The organism is Agromyces humi (genome assembly GCF_009720255.1).
Lineage (GTDB): Bacteria > Actinomycetota > Actinomycetes > Actinomycetales > Microbacteriaceae > Agromyces > Agromyces humi.
Map to the genome: position 1 here is coordinate 1 of NZ_WJSP02000472.1, position 2,508 is coordinate 2,508.

At 71.4% G+C, this 2,508-nt stretch carries 2 protein-coding genes; both read left to right on the forward strand.

Going from position 1 to position 2,508, the window contains the following annotated elements:
* On the forward strand, positions 1-1,318 hold a 1,318-nt coding region (locus tag GH736_RS21055), incomplete at its 5' end, for a family 20 glycosylhydrolase (protein WP_159606793.1).
* A gap of 554 nt (positions 1,319-1,872) precedes the next feature.
* Complete coding sequence (locus tag GH736_RS21060) at positions 1,873-2,349, forward strand: endonuclease domain-containing protein (RefSeq protein ID WP_159606795.1); 477 nt, start codon at positions 1,873-1,875, stop codon at positions 2,347-2,349.
* Positions 2,350-2,508 lie beyond the last annotated feature (159 nt).

The following is a 2,508-nucleotide window of genomic DNA, read 5'->3' on the forward strand; positions in this document are numbered from 1 at the left end:
GGGCTACACGCTCGAGTCGAGCGAGAGTGGGGTGCGGGTGGCCGCCTCCACCGCCGCCGGGTTGTTCCGCGGCACGCAGACGCTGCGGCAGCTGCTGCCCGCGGCGGTCGAGCGGGCGGATGCCACGGGCGAGCCCGATGGCGGATGGACCGTGCCCGCGGCATCCGTCGCCGATGTGCCGCGGTTCGCCTACCGCGGCGCGATGCTCGACGTCGCCCGGCACTTCCTGCCGGTCGACGACGTGCTGCGCTACGTGGACGCGATCGCCATGCTGAAGCTCAACGTGCTGCACCTGCACCTCACCGACGACCAGGGCTGGCGCATCCAGATCGACGCGTGGCCCGAGCTGACCGGCATCGGCGCCTCGACCTCGGTCGGCGGCGACGGGGGCGGCTTCTACACGAAGGACGACTACCGGCGCATCGTCGAGTACGCCGCCGAGCGGTTCGTGACCGTCGTGCCCGAGCTCGACCTGCCCGGCCACACGAACGCCGCGCTCAGCGCCTACCCCGAGCTCAACTGCGACGGCGTCGCACCCGAGCCGTACGAGGGCGTCGAGGTCGGGTTCTCGTCGCTCTGCGCCTCGCCCGAGCGGGCGGAAGCCACCGACCGGTTCCTCGCCGACGTCACGCGCGAGGTCGCCGAGCTCACGCCCGGGCCATGGCTGCACCTGGGCGGCGACGAATCGCTCTCGACCTCGCAGGAGGACTACCTCGACCTCGTGCGGCGGATCGCCGCGGCCGGAGCCGCGACGGGCAAGACCGTGATCGGCTGGCACGAGATGGGCGCCTCTTCGTCGCTGCCGGCCGGCACCATCGGCCAGTACTGGAGCTTCGTCGAGCCCGAGGAGGACGCAGTCATCGCGACGCAGTCGTTCGTCGCGCAGGGCGGCCGGGTGATCATGTCGCCCGCCGACGTCGCCTACCTCGACATGAAGTACGTGGACGACCCGCAGGGCCCGCTCGGCGGCACGCTCGGACTCGACTGGGCGAAGGGGCCGACCACGCTCGACGAGGCCTACCTCTGGGATCCCGCGGCCGTCGTGCCCGGCGTCGGCGAGGACGAGTTGCTCGGCGTGGAGGCTCCGCTCTGGACCGAGACGATCGGCACGCTCGGCGAGGCGGAGTTCATGGCGTTCCCCCGCATCACGGCGATCGCCGAGATCGGCTGGTCGGCGGCGCCATCGTCGTCGTCGTCCGTCGACGCGTCCGCCCGCGACATCGACGGGTTCTTCAGCCGCGTGGCCGGGCTCGGCGAGCGGTGGGATGCCGCGGGCATCCGCTACTACCCGCTCCGCGGGGTGCCCTGGCGCGACTAGCGCGCATGGCGGGAGGTGTCTCGCGCCGCGGGAGGTCGCAAACGGCGCCCTCCGCCTCCACACCCTGCAGAAGTCCTCCGCTCGCGTTCCCGAGGATCCCGGACGACTCCTCCTCGACAGCGGCGTCTCAGCGGTCATCGTTCGCCGCCCGCTCACGAGCGTCGCGGGCCGCGAATCAAGTCCCCGAGACTGGCGCGATGTCATTCGAGTCGTGGCTGCAAGCTCAAGGAGGCGTCGCGCACCAGGTCGATGCGACACGAGCCGGATTCTCCAGACATGCCATCGACACCGCGGTGCGCGCTGGCGACGTCGATCGGCTCCGGCGATCATGGCTCGCACACCGGGGCGCGCCGAGTGCGCTCGCCGCCGCCGTCAGCGCCGGTGGCCGCCTCGCCTGCGTCTCAGCTGCGCGCCATCTCGGACTGTGGACGTTCGACGACGAGCGGCTTCACCTGGCGGTGCCATCACATGCCGGTCGAGCGAACGCGCCGAATGTGGTGCGACATTGGGGCGCAGGTCCAGTGGCAACCCACCGCCACGAGGCGATCGAGCCCATGGCGAACGTCCTGGCGCAGGTGGCCCGGTGCCAGCCGCTCGAACGGGCCTTGGTCGTGTGGGAGTCGGCGATCCGGAAGGAGCGGATCAGTCTCGACGTCCTGCGACGCATCCCCCTCCGCGGACCACGACCTCGCGCACTGATCGAGGCGTGCTCGCTGCTGTCCGACAGCGGAATCGAGACGGTTCCCGTGCTGCGACTTCGACGGATCGGGATCGACGTGCGCCAACAGGTGCGGGTCCACGGGCACCGGGTCGACGGCCTCATCGGCGACCGGCTGGTGTACCAGGTCGACGGATTCGTCTTCCATCGCGAAGCGCCGCAGCGGCGTCAGGACATCGCGCACGACCGTCGACTGGCGCTGGCCGGATACACGGTCCTGCGATACGACTACGCCCAGATCCTCTTCGAATGGCCATCCGTCGAGGCCGAGATCAGGCTCGCGGTCGCGCAGGGCCTCCATCGTGCCGCATGAACTCGGGACGATCGTGCCCGATGGACCGGAGGACGGAGGATTGATGCACCGGCGGAGGGGATGTACGCCGCGGGAGACCTCCGTTCCCGCGAATGTCCTCCGCCCGCGGTGGCTGCCGCGGCGCGAGCCGGCCGGGCGGGCACCGTCGGCGGCGGGGCG